Source organism: Nostoc sp. DedQUE12b (assembly GCF_034530835.1).
GTDB lineage: Bacteria > Cyanobacteriota > Cyanobacteriia > Cyanobacteriales > Nostocaceae > Nostoc.
In genome coordinates this window covers 1-25,190 of record NZ_JAVRCI010000049.1, presented here as the reverse complement: position 1 = coordinate 25,190, position 25,190 = coordinate 1, and the positions used below count along the sequence as shown (strand labels likewise).

Genomic DNA, 25,190 nt, shown 5'->3' with positions numbered 1-25,190 from the left:
CAAAAATGGATAGCCTGGTGCATCTACCGTCTTTAGTTTATGCAAAAAATCTCTTGAAGAATAATCATTCTAACAGTGGTTTTACCTTACCAGAGATTTTAGTAGTTATTGTATTAATTGGTATATTAGCTACGCTCGGAATATCCAATTGGCTGACTTTTGTGGAGACTCGTCGTCTCAACACTACTCAAAATGAGGTTTATTATGCTATGCGCCAAGCGCAAAGCCAAGCCACTAAAGATAAATTAACCAGGCAAACCAGTTTTCGCATACAAAATGGTGTCGTGCAATGGGCAGTTCATCAAGCAGAGGCAGGACAATTCATTTCTGATACTGTTAAAAACAATGGCAACCTATGGCATAATCTTGAGCCAAACATTCGCATTGATGAAGAGGAAAACAATAAAGGAAAAAAGGAGACGACTTTACTAAAACACCCTTCACAGCAAATGTGGCGAGTTTTATTTAACTATCACGGTTGTCCTATCTCTGAAATTGGAAATCAGTGTACTGTAGGCGGATTAGGACAGATAACCTTCTACAGCTTGAATGGTGGTAAAGCTAGACGTTGTGTCTATGTTTCTACGATTTTGGGGGCCATGCGAATGGGAAAAGATCATGCTAGAGCTAACGAAAACGACAAGTATTGCTATTAATATATTTTTAGTTGATTCAAACAAGGTATTGTGTGCTGAATTTACCAGCAAACTCAAAACAGCACCTGATTATTTTCACCCGTTATCCAGAACCAGGTAGGACAAAAACCCGATTGATACCTGCTTTGGGAAATGTTGGTGCTGCCAATCTTCAACGGGAAATGACTGAGCATACAATATTTCAGGTTCAAGAATTACAAAAAGCCATTTCCATATCTGTGGAAGTGCGTTTTGCAGGTGGCGATTCGCAACTTATGCAAAAGTGGCTGGGGTTGGATTTGGTTTACCAGTCTCAAGGAGAAGGGGATTTAGGTTCGCGGATGGCGCGATCGCTTTTTGATGCTTTTCAATCTGGTGCAGAAAAAGTAATTATCATTGGTACAGATTGCCCTGGAGTGAATGCCCAGATTTTAGCAACAGCCTTTGAGAAGTTACACGCCTTTGACCTCGTACTTGGGCCTGCGATCGATGGTGGATATTACTTAATTGGTTTGCGCCAACCCATCCCGGAGCTATTCGTTAACATCGAGTGGGGAACTGCTCAAGTATTCCAGAAAACCGTGGATATTGCCCAGAAACTTAATTTATCATACGTGGACTTGTTGCCCTTAGCTGATGTTGACCGACCGGAGGATCTGCCAATTTGGGAACAAGCCCTTGCACGGGAGATAGAGCGATCGCTTTAGGAAGCAAAATCAAGGGGCGAATTGAAAAAGTGCGTAGGCATCACTTTTCCATGAAGATGTGAGTCGATTATTTTGGGGATGAGAATAAGAAGCAGAAGCAATAAAATCCTGTGGAATATCAGCACTGCTGAAATAGCTCCTTAAAGCTTTTTGAGGCTGCTTCAGGTTTAGCAATAATTTCGACAATTTTATTACGTGCATCTGCTTCAAGCAGCGCCTCAACAGCAACTTGGGCGACTTTCTGCCTGGGGATACTACCATCAAACAGTGTATCTGCACTCTGCATCACGATGCGATCAGAGTTGTCTTCGTTCTTTAACCCACCAGGCCGCACAATAGTATAAGTAAGACCACTTTTTTGAATATACTCTTCAGCTTGTTTTTTCCACAACAAAATTAGCCAAAACAAGTTTAGCGGATGGAAAAACCGGGAAGTACACAAAGAAGAAACTAAGATAAGATGCTCAATTCCCTTTGCCTTAGCAATATCTACTAAATTTTTAGTCCCTTCAAAATCCACTTTATAGGGGCCAGTAGGGTCAAAGCTAGGTTTTGCCCCAGTCGCAACCAACAGAACTGTGCTATCTCCCAACGCAGCAGTTAAACTTTCTGGTTGTAATACGTCGCCTACCACTAATTCGGCTTCAGGAGACAGAATACCCCTAGCTTTCTCTATATCCCGCACCAAGGCCCGGACGGGAATATTCCGCGCTATCAACTCTTGCACAATCCGGCGACCTGTTTCACCTGTTGCCCCTGCTACAAATGCTTTCATGATAAATGCTATCCTGGGAAACTATTGTGTGCTTGTTTAGTTCTTTATTTTAGTAATTCTATGGAGTCGCTCGCAGATTAATAAGGTTTCGGTCAAAATGGGATCTGAATGCGAAATGATCCAGGTATGTGGGGAATCATTAATATAGACCAACGCCAAAATATACAGTAATGCATTTATGCTTTCAAGAAAAGGCGAATATAAATCCTGGGAAATAACAGAAGCTGTTTTACCTGTAGTGTCCACCCAAGAAGCCGAGGACACATTAACAGAACCAAATGTAGCGACGCTTACAAAATTTTACGGTCGTTATCAAGATTTTATGGAAATGGCTGCTCCAGTAGAGAAGGTTGCTGAGTATCTCAATGCTCACTCCTCATGGTTTTCGCGCTGTGCTGAACCCATGAAAGTACAATCACTTGGGGAAAATGGCTATGCTTTAACAATTGGTCGTTTTGGTTCTTTCGGTTATGAAGTAGAACCAAAAATAGGTTTGGAATTGTTGCCCCCAGAGGAGGGTATTTACCGCATCCGTACAATCCCCATTCCTGACTACCAGCCGCCTGGTTATGACGTAGATTATCGGGCATCTCTACAGTTAATAGGAAATGATGCTTGCAGCAGTATTGGCGAAGTTACAAAAGTTGAATGGGAATTAGATTTGATAGTTTATCTTCACTTTCCCCGATTTATTCAGCGATTACCTAAGTCTATAATTCAATCTACTGGCGATCGCTTACTTAATCAAATTGTCCGCCAAGTCTCCCGCCGCTTAACTCGCAAAGTTCAGGAAAATTTTCATAAATCTCTAGAAATACCATTTCCTGGGAATTCCAAACAAAAGCGCTGAGTCAACAATCCTTTGTCATTTTTCATCTACTAATGACAAAGCGCAAAGTCTGAGCGGAGGTTTCCTCCGATCAGAACTTTGTAAGAGAGGACAAATGACAAAAAACTATGCTTTAGTGAGAATTCTTTGGACAATTTGCACCCCAGTAACAGCCTGCCAAGCAAAAAGTCCCAAAAGGGTGAAATTTATCAAAATGTGAGTTGCACGCGCCCAATTCGCCCCTTTCTGCATATAAGGGGACAAAGCAGCAGAAAATGCTATTAGACTTGTCATACCTAGTCCTGCTAATAGGTGAGGACCGACAAACAACTTACCATTATTTATGTAAGTGACGGCCATCCCTCCAATCGCACCTGCCACCATCAAAGCTAGGAGTATAGACCCGATTTGGTAGTGTCTAATGTTATATCTACCTTTAATCAATTCTTTCTTCTCTTCCCCCTGAGCATTTCTGGTACGCTGTAATTGCAGTCCTAAATAGGCAGCATAAATTGAGAGTACTAATAGCGCCCACATGAACGCTGGATGGAAAAAGTTCAGCCAATATTTCACCGACGTAGAAAGTTCCAGACTCATTGTGTTCTCGCCTAATTATTAAATCTTCATAAAAATTAGCATAACTCTATTTTCTGTGCTTAAAGTTGCACAAATAAAAAGAGACTTTCCCCTCTTACCCAGCTATTTTCCTTTGCCCCCTTGCCAAAGTGGATAAACAATCTCAGACTAAATTTTGAGGGTAGACGAACAAAACCCCCTGTGTGGGATCTTATTCATGATTGAAAACAACGATACTTTGCTGCTAAAAGCTGCTAAAAGTGGCGATATTAAGGGGCTGTGTGCGCTATTGGCTGCTGGTGCGAGGGTAGACGCGTGCGATCGCCAAGGCACCACGGCGTTAATGTTTGCTGTCAATTTAGGCTACACCGAAATTGTGCGATCGCTGCTGGATGCTGGGGCAAATATCAACTTGCCGAGAAAAACCTATGGTTTGACGGCTTTGATGTTGGCAGCTAGTGCTAAGCAGCTTGACATTGTGCAACTTTTACTATCGAAAGGTGCGGATGTCAATGCCACTAATGAAGATGGCAGTACAGCTTTAATGGCAGCAGTACTCAAAGGTCATATCGATGTAGTGCGAGTTTTATTGGCTGCTGGTGCCCAAGTTAATATCGCTGATAAAGATGATGATACGGCATTGAAACTTGCCGTTAAGCAGGGAAAAATAGAAGTTTTACAAGCAATTCTCCAAACTGGTGTCGATGTCAATATCCCAGATGAGGAGGGTGAGACACTTTTAATGCTAGCGGCAGATTTGGGACATATAGAGATTGTGGAAGCACTGCTAGCAGCAGGGGCTGATGTGAATGTGAAAAACGCAGATGGTGGAACTGCTCTATCGGCAGCAGTAGCGGCTGGACACAGTGCGATCGCAGCAACTTTACTAGATCGAGGTGCCCAGATTAATCTTCAAGATCAAGATGGTGAAACTGCCTTACACCTTGCCGTTGTGGAAGGCTACATTGATGTCGTACAAATATTACTTAACAGGGGTGCAGATGTCCAAATAAGGAACCATCTAGGCGATACACCACTGCTTGTAGGAGCATTGCAGGGACATAGCCAAATTGTCGAGGCACTACTACGTTTTGGCGGAGATATAAATGGGAAAAATCTTGGTGAAGTTCCTTTGACGTTGGCTGTATCGCAAGGACACACCCAAACGGTGCAAATTTTATTAGACTATGGTGCTGATGTTAACATTCCAGCGGATGATGGCAAAACTGCTTTAATTAAGGCAACTGAACGCAAACACAAAGAGATCGTACATTTGCTGCTAGCAAAGGGGGCAGATGTAAATTTTCAAGACTCAGCCAGGGCCACATCATTAATGTGGGCTGCTTCAGCAGGTTATGGCGAAATTGTGCAGTTATTACTCCAAGCTGGGGCAGATGTGAATTTGAAAAACCGGGGTGGTTATACTGCTTTGATGATTGCAGAATTTAATGGTTATAAAAATGTGGTGCGGAGTCTGCAAAAAGCTGGGGCGCAAGAATAGCCATCTAAATTCTTCATCTAAAATATTTTCATAAATATCTTGACAAATCAATTAAATAAAGGCTAAATGCTTAAATACCAAGAAAGTTTAAAAAAACCAAATCTGGGTCGAAAAAATAAAGAAAGCAAAACTCCGTCGTAGCTGTTGTGAACTTGCTATGGCGGAGAAATAAAAAATTAAAACGCCAAAAGGGAGCAGACCAAATGCTTGCGTCACAAGGATAGAAAGAAAGCAAAAATGAAGAAGTAAATTTACCTTTTACTTTTTACCTTGTACATTTTACCTTTTACCTGCTCTCCCCCTTGGCGTTTCCTACTGTGCTAGATGTGCAAAATATATAATTTTTAATTGAACAGAAAAGTATTCTAACGATCATTTTTTATGTATTATGCTAAAAGCTAAATACAAACAAGTTTCCAAAAAAGGTTGATATACAACCATTTGGGCGATCGCTACGGAAATTCAAAGAAAAATAAATAAAAAATTAAATTTAGTGAAATCACTGTGGTGAATCCTCTGTCACCATAAACTCAAGCATTGACTCATGACTTGAGCAAGCATAAATGTCCAATGATTATAAAATTTGCAGGACAACTAGTGTCATATCATCAGTGTTTTGTTTATCAGCACCGATGAATTGCTGAACTTGGTCAAAGAGGTAATCCACAATCTCCTCTGGTCCATTGCAGTATTTACAAGCCGTATTGAAGCCAGCAACAAAATTGTCTTCATCGAAGCGATCGCCACTAGCAGCAGCAGCATCAGTCAAGCCATCTGTATAGTAAATAATTGTATCCCCAGGCTCTAACTGTGCCTGGGCATCTTCATATTGGCTGTTAGCATCCAAACCGATCAACATTCCCAAAGTATCTAAACGGGTGACAGTTTTCGTGGCTGCGTGCCACCACAATGGAGGATTATGTGCGGCATTACTATAAGACAAAATTCGGCTGTGGGGGTTATATTCTGAGTAAAATAGCGTTACAAAGCGGTGGGAATTTTCCAAATCCGCATACATAACTCTATTTAAGTTTTGTAGAATTCCGGCTGGCGAATTACCATGTAGCACTTCTCCTCGTAGCATTCCCCGCATCATCGTCATAATCAGCCCAGCGGGGACACCTTTGCCCATGACATCTCCAATAACCAAACCCCAGCGACTAGTTTCGTTGCCACCTTTGATTTTGGGCTGAATCTTATTATGATTGGTAGCAATAAAGTCGTAGTAGTCTCCGCCGACGCGATTGGCAGGTTTACAGCGTGCCGCCAGAACTGCACCAGGGATTGTAGGGCATTGACGTGGTAGAAGTCGCCGTTGAATTTCTGCGCCAATTTCTAATTCTTGGTCTAGGCGTTCTTTTTTTCTTAGTTCTACAGCTAGTTCATCGTTTTCGATCGCTACTGCTGTTTGGTCTGCTACTAACCTAACTAACTTTTGTCTGGTTTCTGTCCAGCTATATTCTGGATCGCGACTCAAGACATAGAGCCATCCCCGTTCTGTATGCTTTACCAAAATCGCCGTACCAAAGATTTGCACATCTGGGCCCAAATAGCGATGCATCTGGTCATCCAAAATCCCCGTGGCATTCGCTAGGGGGGCAGTATTGGGCAAAAGCGTAATTTGACTACTGGCTATTTCTAGCGCTTTGCGGATATTCTTGCGCTGGCCACTATCTTGCCAATGTAACTGTTCTAACCTGACTTGACCATTAGGTTTGTAAAGAAACAGGGCGCTACCGTCTGCATCTGTCACTCTTGTTGCCATCAGCGGAATCAGTTCCAAAAACTGATTCAAATTATTGAAACTTCTCAGGGCAAATCCTAAAGAACTTAGCAAATCTTGAATTTTGTTCTGTTCCCGGTGCAACCTTGCCACAAGTTCTTTGAGTGCCACAACTGGTGTGACATCCGTCGCGGCACTACTATTATTATCAGTGGGTTGAGAGGGCAGTTGAGACACAGGCACGGGTATTATTGCACTTTATATTGGCAGATTTTAGATGACTTATAAATCTTTTGGCTTTGGCATTGCTAAACCATATTTAGACAAGACTTGCCATTTTAGCAAGAGTATAAAGACGTAACAAGCAAATTTTATAAGTATTTTATTTGCTTATTGTATTTAAGATGGAATGTTAGTAATTTCAAATCATGTATTTTTAGCCCAAATTCTAACCGTAAAAATTACTACTTTTGCTTGATCTATCAGAAAGCTTTTCATTTTTCCATAACTTAACTACCAAAACATATCTCTAAAGTCATAAGAATACTTTATTCAAAGAATAATTTATAACCCTCTCTGAGGAACTGTTTAGGTAGAAGCAGCTAGGAGACTAGAAGTCTTTTGACTGAAAACCTCTATAAGCGCTCAAATAGAGCTTGATTTACTCAAAAACAGACTTATGCTCGTTCCCAAACCTGAGAATATGTCAATAAGTTTTCAAATACTTAATTTGTATACCATAATTACTGGGATAATCGCCAAGATTGAGCTTTTCCATTTTTAATTTCTTGTTTTGCGAATTTTGAGTTGCTGAAGATGCAAAACTTCAACCCATCAAAACAGGATAAAAGTGAAGTAACCTATCTTTTTAGTCAGATGTAACAGAGTTAAACCATTAGCTTGTAATTTATTCTAGAGGTGAGTCATTTGGTAAGTGTAAGATATGAATATAAGAGATGACACTAAAAATATAAGAAATATCTTCCAAGAAGTTTAAGTCAAAAGCCAGAAAGACTGTTTTCATTTAACCATCAGAATTCAAACCTCTCTAGAGACGTTGCACGAACAAGTCGCCATGGGCAACACTAAGCACCTATGGAGGGAAAACCTCCTGTGCTGGTTCACCAACGCATTTTTCACCACTGAGACTGCTGTCCATCCCATAACAGAGTTCTATGGGAGTCAGTGTCTCGATTCCCTTTTCAATTGCTGCAAGATGAAAGTCTAGGGGCTTTTGTATGTCGCAACTAAATACCTTGATGCTACATTTAAAAAGCCAATTTTAGACTTCAAAAAGGGCATTAGCTAGAAATTTCAGCAAAAGTCACCCATTTATTTTGACAAATTCATAATTTTAGGACTTGAGCTGTTTCTAGTTAGTTCAAGTGATAATACCAGATCAGTCATCCCTAAATTTATTAGTTTTAGGACTTACGCAAAAATAGCTAAAAAGCTTAATTTATCGAACCTCCTTCTCTGTTAGAGGCTGACGCCAAAGCGCAGTGTCTCTTAGAGAAGAATCATACAGTATTGCGTAAGTCCTAAGTCTGTTGAGAAAATTTTTAACTCGAAATTTTTCAACTAACCACTCAAGAGAGCTTCGACAAACTCATAGCTCGAAAAGGGGCGTAGGTCTTCAATTCCTTCGCCAGCACCAATAAAGCGAATGGGTAAACCTAGCTGCTGTACAACGGCAAGGGCAACGCCGCCTTTGGCAGTGCCATCTAGCTTAGTTAAGACAACACCACTGAGTTGGGCAGCTTGGGAAAAAACTTCGGCTTGCCGCAGCCCATTTTGACCTAAAGTGGCATCTAGAACTAATAGTGATTCTACCTTGGCATTTGGGGCTTTTTTGTCGATAATTCGCCGGATCTTACCGAGTTCGTCCATTAAATTTTTCTTGTTTTGCAGTCGCCCAGCTGTATCTACCAGAAGTAATTCGGTTTGACGCGCTTGAGCGGCGGCGATCGCATCAAATACAACTGCTGCCGGATCTGTATTTTTTCCCGGATTGGCAATTACATCCACGCCACTTCTACTACCCCAAACCTTCACTTGTTCCACGGCGGCGGCACGGAAGGTGTCTGCTGCCCCAATCAAGCATTTATAGCCAGATTTTTGTCCCAAGTGGGCAATTTTGCCGATGGTAGTGGTTTTACCGGCACCATTTACCCCAGTGATTAACCAAATATTTAAAGTTTCTTTTTCTGGGGTAAAGGTAGTTTTGTGGGAGGTTTTGCTCGGTGCATCCAGCATATCCCGGAGGATTTTTTTCAGGAAAGTGATCGCTTCTTCAGGTGCAGTAACTTCTTCTCGAAGTTTTGTCTGTAGGGCATTGATAATAAAGTCTGTCGCTTCTACACCCACATCAGCTTGCAAAAGCAATGCCTCAATTTCTGTTACAGCAGCTTGGTTTAGCGGCCCTTGACCAACGATCGCCTTGAGTTGATTAAGAATACTACGGCGAGTTTTGTCTAATCCTTGCCGGAGCTTTTTCAGCCAGGTAATTTCTTCAATAGAAACGTCTTCTGCACTCCTACCTTGAGCTGCTAGAACTTTCGCTGACCAGACAAACCCATCATCAAATACCAATCCCGGAACTTCCTCTCCTGTTTCTGAGGTTGTCGCTACTGGCTGTACTACCTCCGGTTCTGGAACTTCAATGGCGGTGGCTATTAGTTGTTCTAGCTTGGCTTGCCGTTCTGCCGCCGCCCGTTCTAAGAAGGATAAGTTAGCTGGTGCTGTTGGCTGTGTTGCCTCTGGCGTAGCTAGTGGTTCAGTGGGTGTTGGTTCAACTTCGCTTGCCGTGAGTTCTGGGCTGGAAATATCTGGCTGTTCAGCAATTGCTGCTAGTGAGGAATCTTCTGTAATTTCTTCCTCACTAGCAGCTTGGATAACTTCTGGCTGTGTAGTTTCTACGGTTGTACTAGCAGGTTCCTCAGTTGCTTCTGGTTGAGTGATTTCCGCAATTACCGTTTCTGCGGTTTCAGGTTGTATTGATGGTGCTAAGGTATCTGCTGGATCGGGTGGGGTTTCTACTACCTCGACTTGCTGTTTTTGCTGAATATTTTTGTAGGCAGCTTTCGCAAATGCCAATAAGTCTGCCGTTGTGTCTGGTGTAGTTTCAACAGTTGGTGTTGAGGTTTCGGCTGGCTCTGGTTGGGGTTCTTTTGCAGGAGGAGTTTCTTCCTGTTTCTTATCAGAAGGAGTGTTAGAGGAATCGTTATGTTGACGACGGAACCAATTAAAAACCATTGCAGCAGTATTAGTTATATGAGTTATAAGTTATAAGTTATGAGTTTAATTTAACTTTGTACTTTTTCTTGGGGTGAAAACTTCCGGGTTATCCTCACCTTTCAACGCCAGTTTAAAGAAAATCAGTTCGACAAAAGGTTTCCTTTGTTAGCGCAGCATCTCCCTTTGGAAGGGTTCCGCTTGGAGGAAGCCGCAGAAGCGGCTACAGACTTTTCTCCACGGCAGTATAAAAATTATTAATTCCGTAGCAGTACTATGCAGTTTTTTTCTGCTCAGTGACTCGGCGCAAAACACCGTTAATAAAGCGATGACCATCGTCTCCACTGTAGCGTTTGGCTAGTTCCACAGCTTCGTTGATGGCGATACTGTCTGGAACTCCTAAGAACTTCATTTCTGCCACGGCGATTTGCAAGATATCGCGGTCAATTTGGGCGAGGCGAGTTACTTGCCAATCTACTAAGGCAGCAGAAATGAGTTCATCTATAATGTGTCGATTTTCGTTGACGGTAATCACAAGCTCTTTAGCGTAATTCCGAACTCCCTTGTCCTGATTGGCTAACTGAATCAATACTGGGAAATCAACTGCTGTACCCAACTGATTGATTGCTGTCTGGGTGCAGGCGATCGCTTCTTGAAGCATTGTTCTGGCAGTATTGAGGTCGGAGGCCCGAGTTTGGCTACTTAAGAGGCGATCGTTACTGCGTTGCAGTTCACCTGCGGCATTATCGAGGGTATCTTGTACTTCTGATGTCAGAGTGCGTACTGCACCTAGCACTAACTTGGATACTAGTTGATCGTCTTCCAATTTATCTAATTTTTTTGGGCTGACTGGCAATTGGCTAAGGCTTAAAAGCGCCAATTCACGGGCAATTTGCTGGGGTTTACGAGGTTGCATAAAACTGAGGGGTGATTGTGCAAGAACTGAATTAACTAGGCAAGACAAACTTACAAGCCTATCAATTTTGACACAGTTAAACAACATTACGCATTTGCTTGTGACTATGCCAGATTGATTCCAGAGAGGCAGAGGGCAGGAGAAATACACTCTTATATCTCTTGCCGCAACCAAAGCTTTTCTTGGAGTTTAAGTCAAGATCGCCAAAATCTCTGAGTTGGTGGCTTGGAATTAGATGGGGTGCGATCTGCTATTCTTTATTCCAACCTCCTGCCTTCTTCACGTTTCTTCAACGGGAATAACCTGCTGCTTGATTTCTTCGTGTTTTACTTCGAGTGTGGACTCTTTGGAGAAAACCAAAGGCGTATTGGGGGCGACAATGCCACCTGATACAACTATTTTAAAGGCGTCTTCAATCGACATCGAGAGGTTCACCACCTCGTCTTCAGGAACGACTGCGTACCATCCCGTAGTCGGATTTGGAGTGGTGGGAATAAAAACACTTAATACAGGACGCGACATCTGGGCTTGGATATCACTGCTGATTGCACCAGTCACAAAAGCGATCGCCCAAATTCCTCGGCGAGGATACTCCACCAAAATTACCCGGCGAAACTTGCCATTAGAATCTTTCAGTATTGTTTCTAAAAGCTGTTTGAGAGTTTTGTATACCTGCCCTGCTAAAGGAATTGCCTGTAAGAATCGCTCACCAAAATCTAACAACCACTGCCCAGCTATATTTCGAGCCATCAAGCCCATTAGTAATATACTTAGTAGTGGTACAGCCAAACCTACTAATAAATTAAGTATATTTACTAAAAATGGGTTTAACCCATCAAAGGGATTTAATTGTTTGGGAATTTGCGTGAGGAAGTTGATTACCCAAGTAGCAATGGTAATTGTCAGCCAGATAGTGGTTGCTAGGGGAATTATTACCAACAAACCAGCAATTAGGTCGTTTTTTAAGTCCTGTTTTAGGCGATTGATTACCAAGCCCCGATTCTCCTGTTTTAAGCTAGAGGAACTTTTGTTATTCGTATCCATACCAGCAGATTCGTCAAATTCCGAAGGCTTTAACTTTGGCAGATTCTGCCGCAAGTAACTGTCTACAACGCCAGCAAGTTGCCTGCTGCTGGAAATCAGTTATTTTCCTATAAGCATACACATAGACATTAACCAATCCGATGGCGACTAGTTATTCTTAGAGGATGTTACTTTTCTTTATAAGACTTGTAAATGATTGTTGCAACTTCTTAGGTATTATTAATCTACCGCGCTTAATCAAAAGTTGCTCATGATTGTGAAAGTACTACAGGGTAAACTAATAAATTATTTTATCTGGTCAGTCACTCACTTTTGAGCAGGGGCGGCTTTTATGAAAATGTTCTGTTAAAAACATTAATTTATTAGGGATTCTTAAGAAATAAATAAGATCCCCGACAACTTTTACAAAGTCAGGGATCTGTGTAGCACATCTGTGTGCCCTATGATTTTGCGTAGTTTACCGCCGTAGGCATCGCTATACAAGAAATCCTTCTAATCTCCAGCCCTCTTCACGCCGCATCAACCTGTGTAGTTTCAGAATCCGCGCCCTGCAACTGTTGCGTACTCTCTTGTACCAAAATTGCTGTTGTATCTAAATTAGGTTTTGGTAGATGCTTCATTTCCCAGACTTTGAGCAAAATCAGGTATTCGTAGAATGCCTGTAATGTACACCAAGCCACTCCGGCGCGTCCATCTAAACATCCGCCTAAGATAAAATACATATATATAAACCGTAGCAACGGTCTGGCGGGCAAACGTAAAGATAAATCCTTCAAGGCACGCCGTCTTTCAACTTCCGATTTGCCAAAGAATAAATCTTGCCAGTTAACCTTTCCCTGTTCTAGCTGATACAATGTTTCTTGAGCTTCATCCGTAGAATAACGGTTGTGTTTATCAATCCAGCGGCTCAAACCTTTGCTACAAGTGTAGTGTGGGTATGTTTCTTTTAAAAAGCTAGTTGCACCCTCACAAACTTCTCGCTCAGTATGACCGTAGTCTGTAAACCATACTTTACCGTGGCGGAAGAGTCGCATTTGGTAACGGGGATACTGTGTGCTGTAGCGAATCCAACGATTCATGAACATGACGCGTTCAGCCACGTAGTAACCGATGTAGTCTGGATTCTGACTTGCCTTTTCGCATTCCGCAAACAGTTCTGGGGTCATACGCTCGTCAGCTTCGAGAATGTAAACCCATTCATGCTTCGGAGCGATAGACTCTAACATCCAGGTGCGTTGGCGTCCGTGGCTTTCAAAAGCGTGTTGGACGACGCGGATGGGATAGCGACTGGCGATTTCCACAGTGCGATCGCTACTGCATGAATCCACAACAATGATGTCATCTGATAACATCGCCGATTCGATACAAGCAGCAATATCTAGTTCTTCGTTATATGTCAGTATGTAAATTGAGAACATTACTCAAGTTTTATAGCGATTTTACTCAGTGATAATTGTCTTTTTATTGTTATTAGCTATTAGACGCATGGCAGTATCAGCCGTCAATAATTTTTGGATATTTCCTACTGCCATGCCAATAGTGGATTAGCGTGCGGCAGTTCTAGGTTTACCGCCTTGTACAGCACCACTACCTCTTAGGCTTGTCCAGCCGATGATAATGTAACCAATGGACAATAGCAAACTGCTAATACCAATCCGCAGTCCAGATTTCCAAGCAGTATCTTTAGCTTGTTGCAGTGCTTCGTCTCGGCGCTGGCGAACTTGGCTCAATTGTTGAGTTTGCAGCGTTTGAATATCTGTTTGTTGTTCGATAGCTTTGTCAAGTACTTGGGGATTTGTTTTAGCCTTCTTGAGTAACTCTTTTATATTTGCGGGAATTTGAGGGCTTTCAATTGCTTGCTTATATTTTTGGTCATCTTTGAGGATTTCACTAAACTGAGCTTTGGTTTGGTTTCGCAGTTGGTCTAGTTGCGCTTTTCCTTGCTCAGTATTCAGTTGTGCTTGCAATTGCGATAACCGAGTGTCCAGTTGATTTTCTGCCTGAGCTGCTTCTTGGGTGATTCGGTTGACTGTTTGAGCCTTCGCTTGATTGACGTTATTTAGGTGCAGGGGAAAAATCAGCAAGAACATCAACCCTAAAATACTGGAGATAATCGCGGCGGGAAATCTTAAATCGATACCTTGGGGGCGATCGCTTGCTGGATCGGCATTCTCAATCCAATAGGCACCAAACAGAAGCCCCAAACCGACTAGAGGAACAATTCCTCGATCGACGAGCGCTGTTCCCAAATTGATTTGCCATACCCGATCGGTGGGTTGAAAGGGTAACAACAGAATCAAAAAGTCAACGAAAAAGGACAAAATGCAGATTATTCCAACTACCTTAAGTGTGAGAGCAGTAGTCACGGAAGTAAAACGGTTAACCATAGTTTTTCAAACTGGTGGTGAATACGAATGATTTTCATATTTCAAGCTACTTGAATATTGTGCCCATGACTATGACTATTGTGTAAAAACACAAAGCAGATTCAATATTGCTAAAGGCTATCTGCCTCTTGGTTTTCAACTAGCCCACAGTAACATTTGTTATCTACAGTGTCTTCAGAAAATTCCTGGTATTTTAATATACGTAGTTGATGCAGGGCTAGAGGAATAGACTCATTAATTACCCAATCTCCCTGATTTCAGTTCTCAATCGGTCTTAATGCAGACCTTTTATAAGGGTTCACAGATGTGCATCGGTATCAACTTAAATCGAAGCTTTGCAATGAGGTTGTATAGACTTATTGCCCGATTTGAGCAAGGAAGCAATAATTACTGAGATCAGATGCTACCATAGGCAATTGAGTTTATATTTAGGCGTAATTTTTGGGAGTATCTCACTTGCTATACTTACAGTAGTTTTATTTTGCATGAAGTAAAAAGCTATCGGTTTTGAGGCAAGAGGTAGAAACTCCTTATATTTAATGCGTGAGTCCTGCATTTTGTATATCAGTTACTTGCAAACTCTTGTATTTATACTCTTTTTTGCTAATTCCTAAAAAAATGAGCAAATCGGAAATAATAACTAACAATCAGGTGTGAACTTTACCGGAATCAGTTCGTCGATGATTTTTGTTAGCAAAAAGAGTGAATTTGAAGGAGTTAGGCTCTGAAAGGCTTTGAATTCAAAGGTGTTGAAAAACTTATTGGCCCAATAGCCGCGCTTCTCGGCTTTGTGTATTTGTTGCAATGGTATATTGGAGACTTGCGATCGCCTTCCGATCCTATCTTTGAAAATCAACAGCCGCCTTTGGTGATGAAAGAGGGCGACCCTTATATCCGCGCTTTAATGCGAACCATCTCGGCAAGTGAGGCTAGTGGAAACCGTCCCTATTCGCTGTTATACGGTGGACAGCAAGTCAACGACCTTAGCCGACATCCTGAGATATGCGTCACAATTGTCACAGGCCCCAACACAGGTAATTGTTCTACGGCTGCTGGCAGATATCAAATTATCAACATTACTTGGTATCGTTTAGCCCCTCTTTATCACCCAAAACCAATGCAGATGATGTTTTGGACTGCTTATAGTTTTGAAGCAGAATATCAAGATGTAGTAGTTTATCGTTGGTTAAATGATTCTAAAGTTTGGGGAACTAATATTTCTCAACTGTTGCGTCAGGGAAAGTTAAATGAGGTTTTGCGGCGACTCTCTCCCACTTGGACAAGTCTGGGATATGGTATAGAAACTAATTCTGTTAGTAGCTCTTTGCCTAAGGTTTACCTGAAAATGTTGCAAGAAGAATTAACCGCAGCTAAACAACCGACAGCCCCGATGCCAGCATCCCCAACTCCTTCTAGCAAGGCAGTAAAGAAGTAGTGAAGTTATCCTAATTTTTAATTTGCTGCGGATAAAAAGCTTTTGATATTTTCCCCAAATACCAAGGTATTTTCAAAGTGGATATTGTGTCCAACATTGCTAATTATTTTTATCTGAACAAATTCACATACTTTAGCTATTTCTGTATTAATAGATATAAATTTTTGATCGTATTCACCTACTAGTAAAAGCATGGGAATTTTATTGAATTGTAGCTTTTCCCATAAAGAAGGTTGACATCCAGTACCCATAAAGCGCAGTGATTTATCTAATTCCTGTGGATTGTTCTGCAACCGACTTTCAACCATGCGGTCGTATTCTGGATGATTTTTTATATCACCAAAAATCGGTTGATTATACCAATTTGATATAAAATTGGCAAAATCGCTTTTTTCGAGACTTCTTGTTAATTTTCTGCCTATTTGAGTATCAAGTTTAATGCGTTCTAATCGTTCTGCTTCTGTTGGCAAACCTGGGGAAGCTGACTCTAGAACAACTTTATGAAAGCGTTCTGGAAAATGCAGGGTTAGGTATAAAGCTAATCTTCCACCCATTGAATAACCAACTAAAAAGCACTTGGCAATTTTTAACTCATCGAGTAAGTTGATTAAAGCATGAGCAGTGTTTGCCATTGTATAGTATTCATCTTCACCCAAAACTTGGGTTTTGCCATGTCCGGGAAGGTCAAGTGTTAAATAGGAAAATTGGTTGAATAATAATTTTATGACTTCATCAAATTCATCAATGTTACCCATGAAGCCATGCAAAAAAAGAATTAGTGGTTTATCTAGAGTGCCAATTAAAGAATAATGAAATTGATAGTTTTTTAAGATCATAGTCTAGTTAAAACATCGTTATTCCACAGCATATTTATTATCTGATGGAATAAGTTTTTCCCTCGTTGCCTCTTAGAGTATAGCAAAGTGCTGAGTGCTGAGTGCTGAGTGCTGAACAAAAACCCAGTCGTTTCAGGCCTTTGAGCAATCAACACTGTCCTAACCTATGTGACTACGGCTATATGTTTGAAAAGTTATGATTGATGTATCAAATATTTTTTTACCCCACCCTAACCCTCCCCTTATAAAGGGGAGGGAACCGGATTTTCTTGTTTCCCCCCTTTATAAGGGGGATTAAGGGGGTAATAATTCGATTAAAATCACAACATATCACTTTTCAAACATCCTCTTAGAAAAAGTAAAAAAAGGAAAGTCTATAAAAATAGATTGTCTACCAATTGGCAATATAATGTTGCTGGAGTGAATGTCAGGATGCAATATTGAGTTTTGATGTATCGCTGCTAATACATCACTAATTTTGCGAATACATTTTAGATTGTTTTTCTAATTCTTAAGGCAAAAATCGATCTAAAGCAGCTTTTAACTGTTTAATTTCAACATCAATATTACCCTCTTGTGCGGCTCTACCAATACACTCAGTTAAATGTTCATCCAAAACAATTCGCGCGACTCGATCCAATGCGCCCCGCACTGCGGCAATTTGCAGTAGAACATCAGGACAAGGGGTGCTTTGCTGCACCATTGTCTTAATACCACGAACATGTCCTTCTATACGCGATAATCGATTGACAATTCGCCGTAAAGACTCTTCGCTATGGACGTGAGGATGAGTCAACTCTCCAGTTCCATGAGTACGATCTGTATGCTCTTGGTCTGTATCGTGATAGTGGGAATGTTCTACTTGCTGGGATGTTGGCAAGGATTCCTTACTTAATCGGTTTGATCCATTCATGGGCTATGAAAAGGCTTGTATTACTAAGATCCTAGTCTAGTACTCGACCAACCCAAAATTTATGGGTGAAGGTGGGACTCATTCACCTAACTTTACTGCTGACGATTGGCTTTTTCTTGAGGAATAATCTCCGTTACTACCCTACCGCTAGAACTGCCACCTTTAACAACAATATTTTCTGTTTGCAGATTACCAACTGCTGTTTCACCCGCAAAATTTAAAGGTGGGTCAATTTGTCGGTAAACAACATTTCCCTGAGCTTCAACTAACTTATTATCTAAATACCAAGTTAGTGTATTGGATCTTAGAGACTGCCGACGCTGACCAATAGCATTGACGTTACCTTTTAAGTAAACGGTTTTTTGCGGTATTTTCATTTCACCTTGATTGGCTGTCACTGTGACATTTTCGGCACGATGGAACATTCGCGCAGGTGATTTTGTAGTGACAGTTTCTGCGTTCATGTTCCAGGTCATAGAGTTACTAGCTATTTGCAGTGGTGGGTCTAGTAATTCTAGTTGAGCATTTTTTTGGACAATGGCAATTTTTGTTTTTAAGTTGACTTCAGCAGAATTTCCCTTACCGCGATCGGTAATTTTATTATCTTTGTAGCGGTCAATTTCTAGAGGGCGATCGCCAATCAGTTTTTCTTCTTTAATATTCCAGATTAAATGTTCGGTTCTCACTTGCATCTGGGGATCGATAGAATTTGCTACTACTCCTCCAGAAAATTCCATCCGCTGTTCGCGGGTTTTTACTCGCACTTCCTGCGCTACTGCTTGTAGTTTTTTATGAGTACCGTTAATCTTGTTACGAACAATCAACAAATCTTCTTTGGGACGCCATTCTAATTCATTCCCTTGCAACACAATCCCATTACTAGGATCTGTGGCAAATATCTTACCTTTCAGAAACAACTGCTTCCCATCTTGTTCAATGTCTGCTACATCTGCCTTGATTTGGTAAACAATTTTACCATCTTGATATAGTTCACCATAAGGACTTTCAGCCTGACCAATTTGTTTTTCTTTGGTGTATTTTGCGGTTTTAGCCTTGACTTTCCAAATTGGTCTTCCCACTTCATCTGCTTGTTCTAGGGTGACATCAAAGAAAGTCAAATTGCTATCTTTATTAGACGAATCCACAGTATTTTGTTGCGAAGTTAGGGGAGATTTGCTTCCGCAACCAACTAAACCAAATACCAAGAAAAAAGTCAAAGGTAAAATAAGAAAGGAGGGAGTGGAGGAGAAAATTTGAATTTTTCTCTTTCCCCATCTCCCTCTTTTATGAAATTGATGCGTCATTATTCTTGGATTTCTAGGTGTCCATCACTACTTCTGGGATCTTCCAAAAAACCGATCCCAGATAATGGCCGGTATGGATAGCTTTGGCGAGGAGTTTTTTGAATATCTTCTTTGATCGCTTCTAAATCAATGTAGCGATCGCTTACATTAATTAAGCTGTCGCTGGTCATCGAACGCAAGCTGACAACTTCTACCCGCACGCCACGATAGCTGACTGAATTTACTGCATAAGCCAAATCCCCATCACCGCTGACTAAAACTGCGGTATCATAAGAATCTACTAACGCCATCATGTCTACTGCTATTTCTACATCCAGGTTAGCTTTTTTAGAGCCATCTGGTAACTGGACTAAATCCTTAGCAATGACTCGATAGCCATTGCGACGCATCCACAGCAAAAACCCCTGTTGCTTCTCGTTTGTCCGATCTACACCAGTGTAGAAAAAAGAACGCAGTAATCTAGAACCTCCTGTTAATCGACATAATAGTTTCGTGTAATCAATTTCAATACCTAGTTGCAGTGCAGCGTAAAATAAATTTGAGCCATCAATAAATATGGCGACCCTACCTCGATTCTCCAAAACTTGTTCTGGCGTAAATATTGAATCGTTTTCCAAATTATTCAACATCATTGTGATACCTCAATTTTTATCTCTGTTATTTTTGATACAAATTACCAAGTTTTAGATGCTAGTCACAGCGGCTTATGATAATGTTCTGCGGCTAATTTAAATTGAGCCACGATAAATTTTGTGAGAAAATAAAAAAATTGAACAAAATCAGAGTTTGATAAGGACTAATCGTTTTTCGGGGATTCTATTCGCTGAAAAACAGGTTGGTGTTTACCCAACTGTTGTTTGCTCGATAGTAGTCCCCATGTAGCATGGGTGGCAAAAGGAGCATTAACCGAACTTTCTATTTGATCGTTAAAGTTTATTCCAAAGCCCAGTTGCTGATAAATATCGCTACTGATGTTCGGAATAATTGGGGATAGCAGATAAGCTGCCAGTCTAACCGATTCTAGAACTGCGTAGAGAACCTTTTCCACCGATTCCTGCTGTCCCTGTTTATATAATGACCAAGGAGCTTGTTCATCAATAAACTTATTACTGGCTTGTGCCAATGAAAGTATGGCCACGCAGGCTTGACTGAAAGCTAGCTCTTGGTATGCTTGTTTTACCTGTTCCCCTAGACGTAAACCAATTGCTTTCAAAGGATTTTCGTCAGGAATCCCTTCATTGCCGATTGATGGGACATTATTCTCAGCACAGTACTTTTTCACCATGCTCAAAGTGCGATTGAGCAAATTACCTAAATCATTTGCCAAATCTGCATTCAGAACATTAATGAACCTAACTTCATTAAAATCTCCATCTTTGCCAAATTCGATTTCCTTAAGGAAGTAATAACGAACGGCATCACTACCATAGCGCTGCACTAAGGCTATAGGATCAAGGGTATTACCCAGACTTTTGCCCATCTTCTGCCCGTCTTTAGTCAAAAAGCCATGCCCAAAGACTTTCTCTGGCAAGGCTAAGCCAGCTGACAACAGCATTGCTGGCCAGTAAACTGCATGGAAGCGCAGAATATCTTTACCAATTAGGTGCAAGTTGATTGGCCACCATGTTTCTAACGCATTTGCTAAAGTCGGTTCTGCATCTGGTTCTAATAATGCTGTGACATAACCTAGCAGCGCATCAAACCAGACATAAAGAGTGTGCTTGGGATCAACCGGTACGGGAAAACCCCAATCTAAATTCACTCGTGAAATGGAAAAGTCTTGCAGTCCTTGATTGACAAAGCTGAGGACTTCGTTGCGCCGACTTTCGGGTTGAATAAAATCCGGTTTAGATTGATAAAATTCTGTCAGCTTGGTTTGATATTTGGATAAGCGGAAAAAATAGTTTTGTTCGTCTCGCCACTCCACTTCTTTGTTAGTATGAATTGGGCAACGGTGTCCTTCTAGTAGATCCCGTTCTTCTTTGAATTCTTCGCAGGATACGCAGTACCAGCCTTGTTGTTGTCCCTGGTAAATATCACCCGATTCCCATACTCGCTCAAAGAATTCTTTGACGATCGCTTGATGATGAGGCGCAGTAGTCCGACTAAAGCGATCGTATCGAATGTCTAATAATTGCCATAAACTGACGAAACTAGGGACAATTTCATCACAAAATTCTTGTGGCGCTTTTCCTAAACTTTCTGCCGAACGCTGAATTTTTTGCCCATGTTCATCTGTACCTGTAATTAGTAATACTTGATAACCCAGTAGCCTCTGAAATCGCGCCACTACATCGGCTGCGATCGTCGTGTAAGCACTGCCTATATGAGGGACATCGTTTACATAATATAGGGGTGTGGTCAGTGCAAATGTCAATTCTTTTTTATTCACTAGATTCATACAAAATAAAAATTAACTTATTAAAACGTTTTATATCTTACCTTTTATCGGCAAAGCCAGGCAATTATACAATATTATTATCATTTTTTCCAATAACATCTTCATACTAGCAAACTTATCAAGCCCAGAATTGTTTTTTAATGTGCATCAATTAAACTCATTTTTACCTAAAAAATGGAAATTAACTAATCATAATTTTTTTGAATAGTTTCTATTAGATATTATTGTGATCAAAAATACATAATCAAGAATACAGAAAATCTAGTTGCTTTTGTAGATTAGATATTTCTATCTTAAGACGGTCATGGCAATAGTAAAGAAATGTAAAAATTAAATTAAGACAAGTTGCCATATTTACTGGAAAATATATTGATTAGGTATGAGTGGAAATAGCCCCCTAGAGGTTTCTCGCGCTTTGGTGGCGGCATTCTCAACGCAAATGTTCCGCTATTACGAAGACCGCATTCCCCAGGATGCGAGCGTCTTGGTAGTCAGCAATCACCGCAGCTTTATGGATGCACTGATTTTAATGGCAGCGTTATCGAGTCCGATTCGCTTTGCTTGCCATCACTACATGGGACAAGTTCCAGTCATGCGGGAGATTGTCACCGGTCAATTGGGGTGTTTTCCTTTGGAAGAAACTCAAAACCGCCAGCAAAGCTTTTTTTCGCAGTCACAATTGCTATTGCAGTCCAAGCAGATGGTGGGAGTATTTCCAGAAGGGACTGCACCAATGGTGAAATTTACTCAGCCAAGCCAGGTGGGTGAGTTTCAGCGGGGATTTGCCCATTTGGCATTGCGAGCAAATGTGCAGGATTTAGCTATTTTGCCGATCGCGATCGCTTCCTTAGAAGAAGTAAACACCAATGGCTTCCCATTAAGACTTTTGAGTGTATTCGACCCTTCAGAACCTTTATTTAATCAAAATGGTTGGCATCCCTTGGTAATTTATCGTCGAGTTGCGGTGTTAATCGGTCGTCCTTATTGGATTACGCCCCAACATCATAAAAAATATCATGGCAAACAAGCCAGAACTGTTGTGGCTGAACTGACAGAACACTGTCAGGGCGAAATTAGCAATTTATTGCGTCAAGGTTGCTATTAGAGCTATTCGATTTTGGACTTCGGCTTTGCTCAGTCGAACAATTTTGGATTGTCTGCACAACTATGAGTAGCTTGTTCCGAGACTTTTTTGTTTTTGCTAAAAAGTACCGAAGCTCATAAAAGCAACAATTCGCAGTCCAAAAGTTTTATACCATTGACCAATACTTCTCTGCGAGACGCTACGCGTAGCTTGCTTCCCCGGAGGGGTACGATTACGCGGTAGTTGAGCGCAGTCGAAACTCAGTACAAGTGACCAATGATTAATGACCAATGACTATCACAGAAGTTGAGCTAAACCCTTGTTTCCTAACTCCTAAACGAGTACAGCCAGAGTATCCACTATTGGTATATTTGCCAGGAATGGATGGAACTGGTCAACTATTGCGATCGCAAACCGCAGGATTAGAAACTGGCTTTGATGTGCGCTCTTTGGCGCTCCCCCGGAAAGACCTTAACAGTTGGGATGCCCTAACTAAGAGTGTATTGGACTTGATCGATGCCGAATTAGAAAAAAGTTCTCAAAGACCAGTTTACTTGTGTGGTGAGTCCTTTGGTGGTTGCTTGGCAATGAAAGTGGCAATCCAAGCACCCCATTTATTTGAGCGAATTATCCTAATTAACCCAGCTTCGTCCTTTCAGCTTCGCCCTTGGTTAAGTTGGGCATCCCAGCTAACTTACTTAGTGCCAACAGGATTGTATGATATTGGCGCACTAGGCTTGTTGCCATTTTTAGCATCTTTGTCACGCATTTCTCGGAGCGATCGCCACGATCTGCTAAAAACGATGCGTTCTGTCCCAGCAGAAACCGTTCTTTGGCGGTTGTCTTTACTGCGAGAGTTTCATATTGATGAGGAAAAGTTAAGGCGTTTAACTCAACCAGTTTTGTTGATTGCTGGTGCTAGCGATCGCCTTTTACCTTCTGTAAGCGAAGTCAACCGGATAGGGAAAATCTTACCAAATAACAAGATTGTAGTGTTGCCCCATTGCGGGCACGCTTGTTTGCTAGAGCAAGATACTAATCTCTATGAAATTCTTAAGGATAACGACTTTTTAGAAAGTAAAGCTGATAGCTGAGGTAGGATTAGATGAATATACACAATTACTTACACAAGAAGATTTAATTGCTGGTAATTGATCGAACAATATTGCCAAAAGAAAGGGTCGTTCTTATTCCAGAAATACTCACTATTTTAGAAGGCAAAATGTTTTTGACATTAAGTTATCAGTGGTAAAATCAAAATCTCTGTCATCCATCTTCTGTCTACAGTTAAAGCTCAGAATAATTCCTATCAGCTCTGACAAATTGTACTTATTGAGAGATGTCAAAGCCGCCCAAACTTCGCTAAAACCAAAAGAGAGGCTTTACAAGATGGTGTCAAGCAATGGCAGACAAACCCCAAAAAATAGAGGTGAATAAATTAGCTAATTCACCCAGAAAAACTTCAGAAGCAGGAATTCAGGCTCAATCATCAATAGAAAATGAACCGTCTATAGTAGAGTCTTTGATTAAAACTGTTGCTGAGACTGGCCAAGCAGTTTTAGACACAGCAATAGGGGTAGGAGAAGCGACGGCGAAAGAAACACACAAGTTTATTGAGCAAACAACTCAAACCAGCGGTCAGGTTGTGAATCGCCTCAGCGAAAATTGGCTGATTAGAAAACTATCTGGAGTATTAAATCTCAATTGGCTCATTAACGATACTAACCTTGTTGATTTAGAACAAGCAGAAACGGCGGTAAAAAAGCTCAAAAAACAGTATCCAAATGAATCACCCAGCCAGATTGCTCACCGAATCATGGTGGAAAAAGCAACTCAAGCAGGGACAGTTGGACTAGCCACTAGTTTTTTGCCAGGAATAGCAGTGGCATTGTTGGCAATTGATTTAACAGCCACAACAAAATTGCAGTCAGAAATGCTTTATCAAATTGCATCTGTCTACGGGCTAGATTTAAAAGATCCTGCCCGCAAAGGTGAAATTTTAGCAATTTTTGGGTTGGCTTTAGGTGGAGGACGTTTGTTGAAAGCTGCGGGATTAGGCCTGCTGCGAAATGTACCCTTGGCTGGTGCAGTTATTGGAGCTAGTTCCAATGCAACGATGATCTATTCATTGGGGTATGCTGCTTGTAGATTTTACGAAACCAAGCTGGATGAATCTACTTCTCTGGCATCACCACAGACATTGGCAACATTAAAAGCCGAAAGTGAAAAGTATCTAGAAAGTGCGATCGCTCAAGAAGCCGTCATGGATCAAATCTTAGTTCACATGATCCTAGCTAGTCATCCAGATAAGACTTTAGAAGAAATTTTGCCAGAATTACAAGCTCTAAAACTCAGTCCTACCTCGTTGGATGCCATTGCCCAAAATATCAAATCACCCAAGCCTTTAGATATACTGCTCAATCAGCTGAATCGTGATTTTGCCATGCCCTTGCTCGTTCAGTGTGAAAAAATTGCCCAGCTTGACAATAAGACTACACCAGTTGAACAAATAATAATAGATGCGATCGCCCGTAAATTTAATATTGATACAAATAAAATCGGGCGATAGGGCATGGGGCATGGGACAAGAAGCAGGACGTAAAAGAATCTGACTTTTCACGGCATCTGGAAAACCTCTCTCTAAATCTCTCTCCTAAAAGGAGAGAGACTTTGAATTTTCCCCCTTCCCGCCACGGGTTGGGGGTTAGGTTTTTGGTGGACTTTTCCACATAACGCGAAAAGTTAGGTAAAAGAATGGAGATTATAGCTTCATTAACGAGGATCAAACACTCGTTAACGGAGTTCCGAGGTGGATTAACGAGGATCAAACACTCGTTAACGGAGTTCTGAGGTGGATTAACGAGGATCAAACACTCATTAACGGAGTTCT

21 protein-coding genes are annotated in these 25,190 nt (G+C 41.2%); 8 read left to right on the top strand and 13 right to left on the bottom strand.

Annotation, left to right across the window (positions count from 1 at the left end; genetic code table 11):
• Window positions 1–5 precede the first annotated feature (5 nt).
• Together RMY16_RS21960 and RMY16_RS21955 are read left to right on the top strand one after the other, a co-directional pair.
• Entirely contained in the window at window positions 6–656 is a 651-nt protein-coding gene (locus RMY16_RS21960) for a type II secretion system protein (protein ID WP_322738165.1), read from the top strand.
• Window positions 657–688: 32 nt separating this feature from the next.
• Window positions 689–1,342: a TIGR04282 family arsenosugar biosynthesis glycosyltransferase gene (locus tag RMY16_RS21955; protein WP_322660686.1), complete on the top strand. Its 654-nt coding sequence runs from the start codon at window positions 689–691 to the stop codon at window positions 1,340–1,342.
• A gap of 118 nt (window positions 1,343–1,460) precedes the next feature.
• On the opposite strand, the gene RMY16_RS21950 is transcribed toward RMY16_RS21955, so the two are convergent.
• Window positions 1,461–2,117: an NAD(P)H-binding protein gene (locus RMY16_RS21950; protein ID WP_322660688.1), complete on the bottom strand. Its 657-nt coding sequence runs from the start codon at window positions 2,115–2,117 to the stop codon at window positions 1,461–1,463.
• 178 nt (window positions 2,118–2,295) lie between these two features.
• Between RMY16_RS21950 and RMY16_RS21945 the strand changes: the two genes are divergently transcribed.
• Complete coding sequence (locus tag RMY16_RS21945) at window positions 2,296–2,967, top strand: DUF1997 domain-containing protein (RefSeq protein WP_322738153.1); 672 nt, start codon at window positions 2,296–2,298, stop codon at window positions 2,965–2,967.
• Between the two features lie 105 nt (window positions 2,968–3,072).
• On the opposite strand, the gene RMY16_RS21940 is transcribed toward RMY16_RS21945, so the two are convergent.
• Window positions 3,073–3,543: a DUF4079 domain-containing protein gene (locus RMY16_RS21940; protein ID WP_322660692.1), complete on the bottom strand. Its 471-nt coding sequence runs from the start codon at window positions 3,541–3,543 to the stop codon at window positions 3,073–3,075.
• Between the two features lie 196 nt (window positions 3,544–3,739).
• Between RMY16_RS21940 and RMY16_RS21935 the strand changes: the two genes are divergently transcribed.
• A complete protein-coding gene (locus RMY16_RS21935) occupies window positions 3,740–5,023 on the top strand; it encodes an ankyrin repeat domain-containing protein (protein WP_322738152.1) in 1,284 nt (427 codons plus the stop codon).
• A 574-nt stretch (window positions 5,024–5,597) separates the two neighbouring features.
• Here RMY16_RS21935 and RMY16_RS21930 read toward each other — a convergent pair.
• From RMY16_RS21930 to RMY16_RS21905, 6 genes are all read right to left on the bottom strand, one after another.
• On the bottom strand, window positions 5,598–6,989 hold the full coding sequence (locus RMY16_RS21930; RefSeq protein ID WP_322738151.1) for a PP2C family protein-serine/threonine phosphatase: 1,392 nt from the start codon (window positions 6,987–6,989) through the stop codon (window positions 5,598–5,600).
• Window positions 6,990–8,327: 1,338 nt separating this feature from the next.
• Complete coding sequence (gene ftsY / locus RMY16_RS21925; protein ID WP_322738150.1) at window positions 8,328–10,001, bottom strand: signal recognition particle-docking protein FtsY; 1,674 nt, start codon at window positions 9,999–10,001, stop codon at window positions 8,328–8,330.
• A gap of 253 nt (window positions 10,002–10,254) precedes the next feature.
• The gene (nusB, locus tag RMY16_RS21920; RefSeq protein WP_322660699.1) at window positions 10,255–10,896 is read right to left on the bottom strand and encodes a transcription antitermination factor NusB; all 642 of its coding nucleotides are present in this window, start codon (window positions 10,894–10,896) and stop codon (window positions 10,255–10,257) included.
• Between the two features lie 279 nt (window positions 10,897–11,175).
• Window positions 11,176–11,940: a DUF502 domain-containing protein gene (locus RMY16_RS21915; RefSeq protein WP_322738149.1), complete on the bottom strand. Its 765-nt coding sequence runs from the start codon at window positions 11,938–11,940 to the stop codon at window positions 11,176–11,178.
• 509 nt (window positions 11,941–12,449) lie between these two features.
• Window positions 12,450–13,358, bottom strand: a complete 909-nt coding sequence (locus RMY16_RS21910) for a glycosyltransferase family 2 protein (RefSeq protein ID WP_322738148.1) — start codon at window positions 13,356–13,358, stop codon at window positions 12,450–12,452.
• Between the two features lie 126 nt (window positions 13,359–13,484).
• Window positions 13,485–14,327: an HpsJ family protein gene (locus tag RMY16_RS21905; protein ID WP_322738147.1), complete on the bottom strand. Its 843-nt coding sequence runs from the start codon at window positions 14,325–14,327 to the stop codon at window positions 13,485–13,487.
• Between the two features lie 790 nt (window positions 14,328–15,117).
• Between RMY16_RS21905 and RMY16_RS21900 the strand changes: the two genes are divergently transcribed.
• Window positions 15,118–15,762, top strand: coding sequence for a glycoside hydrolase family protein (locus tag RMY16_RS21900; protein ID WP_322738146.1), 645 nt, complete (start codon window positions 15,118–15,120; stop codon window positions 15,760–15,762).
• Window positions 15,763–15,779: 17 nt separating this feature from the next.
• On the opposite strand, the gene menH is transcribed toward RMY16_RS21900, so the two are convergent.
• The 5 genes from menH to metG form a co-directional block, all read right to left on the bottom strand.
• Window positions 15,780–16,598: a 2-succinyl-6-hydroxy-2,4-cyclohexadiene-1-carboxylate synthase gene (menH, locus tag RMY16_RS21895; protein ID WP_322738145.1), complete on the bottom strand. Its 819-nt coding sequence runs from the start codon at window positions 16,596–16,598 to the stop codon at window positions 15,780–15,782.
• 511 nt (window positions 16,599–17,109) lie between these two features.
• Window positions 17,110–17,511 carry a metal-sensitive transcriptional regulator gene (locus tag RMY16_RS21890; protein WP_322738144.1) on the bottom strand — a complete coding sequence of 134 codons (402 nt, stop codon included), beginning with the start codon at window positions 17,509–17,511 and terminating at the stop codon, window positions 17,110–17,112.
• Window positions 17,512–17,603: 92 nt separating this feature from the next.
• Window positions 17,604–18,815: an LPS export ABC transporter periplasmic protein LptC gene (lptC, locus tag RMY16_RS21885; RefSeq protein ID WP_322738143.1), complete on the bottom strand. Its 1,212-nt coding sequence runs from the start codon at window positions 18,813–18,815 to the stop codon at window positions 17,604–17,606.
• Window positions 18,815–19,444 carry an NYN domain-containing protein gene (locus tag RMY16_RS21880; RefSeq protein WP_069072029.1) on the bottom strand — a complete coding sequence of 210 codons (630 nt, stop codon included), beginning with the start codon at window positions 19,442–19,444 and terminating at the stop codon, window positions 18,815–18,817. The genes lptC and RMY16_RS21880 overlap by 1 nt, the downstream gene beginning before the upstream one ends.
• Window positions 19,445–19,611: 167 nt before the next feature.
• Window positions 19,612–21,216, bottom strand: a complete 1,605-nt coding sequence (gene metG, locus RMY16_RS21875; RefSeq protein WP_322738142.1) for a methionine--tRNA ligase — start codon at window positions 21,214–21,216, stop codon at window positions 19,612–19,614.
• A 379-nt stretch (window positions 21,217–21,595) separates the two neighbouring features.
• On the opposite strand from metG, the gene RMY16_RS21870 reads away from it, so the two are divergent.
• The 3 genes from RMY16_RS21870 (at window position 21,596) to RMY16_RS21860 (ending at window position 24,869) form a co-directional block, all read left to right on the top strand.
• Window positions 21,596–22,321 carry a 1-acyl-sn-glycerol-3-phosphate acyltransferase gene (locus RMY16_RS21870; RefSeq protein ID WP_322738141.1) on the top strand — a complete coding sequence of 242 codons (726 nt, stop codon included), beginning with the start codon at window positions 21,596–21,598 and terminating at the stop codon, window positions 22,319–22,321.
• Window positions 22,322–22,590: 269 nt separating this feature from the next.
• A complete protein-coding gene (locus tag RMY16_RS21865; protein WP_322660718.1) occupies window positions 22,591–23,394 on the top strand; it encodes an alpha/beta hydrolase in 804 nt (267 codons plus the stop codon).
• 308 nt (window positions 23,395–23,702) lie between these two features.
• The gene (locus RMY16_RS21860; RefSeq protein ID WP_322738140.1) at window positions 23,703–24,869 is read left to right on the top strand and encodes an EcsC family protein; all 1,167 of its coding nucleotides are present in this window, start codon (window positions 23,703–23,705) and stop codon (window positions 24,867–24,869) included.
• The last annotated feature ends 321 nt before the right edge of the window (window positions 24,870–25,190 follow it).

What these genes read in the sequence shown, in the direction of transcription:
- RMY16_RS21935 (WP_322738152.1), top strand. Translation starts at nt 3,740, where the DNA reads ATGATTGAAAACAACGATACTTTGCTGCTAAAAGCTGCTAAAAGTGGC.
- metG (WP_322738142.1), bottom strand. Translation starts at nt 21,216, where the DNA reads ATGAATCTAGTGAATAAAAAAGAATTGACATTTGCACTGACCACACCC.
- RMY16_RS21890 (WP_322738144.1), bottom strand. Translation starts at nt 17,511, where the DNA reads ATGAATGGATCAAACCGATTAAGTAAGGAATCCTTGCCAACATCCCAG.
- RMY16_RS21905 (WP_322738147.1), bottom strand. Translation starts at nt 14,327, where the DNA reads ATGGTTAACCGTTTTACTTCCGTGACTACTGCTCTCACACTTAAGGTA.
- RMY16_RS21870 (WP_322738141.1), top strand. Translation starts at nt 21,596, where the DNA reads ATGAGTGGAAATAGCCCCCTAGAGGTTTCTCGCGCTTTGGTGGCGGCA.
- RMY16_RS21915 (WP_322738149.1), bottom strand. Translation starts at nt 11,940, where the DNA reads ATGGATACGAATAACAAAAGTTCCTCTAGCTTAAAACAGGAGAATCGG.
- RMY16_RS21860 (WP_322738140.1), top strand. Translation starts at nt 23,703, where the DNA reads ATGGCAGACAAACCCCAAAAAATAGAGGTGAATAAATTAGCTAATTCA.
- RMY16_RS21940 (WP_322660692.1), bottom strand. Translation starts at nt 3,543, where the DNA reads ATGAGTCTGGAACTTTCTACGTCGGTGAAATATTGGCTGAACTTTTTC.
- menH (WP_322738145.1), bottom strand. Translation starts at nt 16,598, where the DNA reads ATGATCTTAAAAAACTATCAATTTCATTATTCTTTAATTGGCACTCTA.
- RMY16_RS21950 (WP_322660688.1), bottom strand. Translation starts at nt 2,117, where the DNA reads ATGAAAGCATTTGTAGCAGGGGCAACAGGTGAAACAGGTCGCCGGATT.
- RMY16_RS21865 (WP_322660718.1), top strand. Translation starts at nt 22,591, where the DNA reads ATGACTATCACAGAAGTTGAGCTAAACCCTTGTTTCCTAACTCCTAAA.
- nusB (WP_322660699.1), bottom strand. Translation starts at nt 10,896, where the DNA reads ATGCAACCTCGTAAACCCCAGCAAATTGCCCGTGAATTGGCGCTTTTA.
- ftsY (WP_322738150.1), bottom strand. Translation starts at nt 10,001, where the DNA reads ATGGTTTTTAATTGGTTCCGTCGTCAACATAACGATTCCTCTAACACT.
- lptC (WP_322738143.1), bottom strand. Translation starts at nt 18,815, where the DNA reads ATGACGCATCAATTTCATAAAAGAGGGAGATGGGGAAAGAGAAAAATT.
- RMY16_RS21960 (WP_322738165.1), top strand. Translation starts at nt 6, where the DNA reads ATGGATAGCCTGGTGCATCTACCGTCTTTAGTTTATGCAAAAAATCTC.
- RMY16_RS21880 (WP_069072029.1), bottom strand. Translation starts at nt 19,444, where the DNA reads ATGTTGAATAATTTGGAAAACGATTCAATATTTACGCCAGAACAAGTT.
- RMY16_RS21945 (WP_322738153.1), top strand. Translation starts at nt 2,296, where the DNA reads ATGCTTTCAAGAAAAGGCGAATATAAATCCTGGGAAATAACAGAAGCT.
- RMY16_RS21910 (WP_322738148.1), bottom strand. Translation starts at nt 13,358, where the DNA reads ATGTTCTCAATTTACATACTGACATATAACGAAGAACTAGATATTGCT.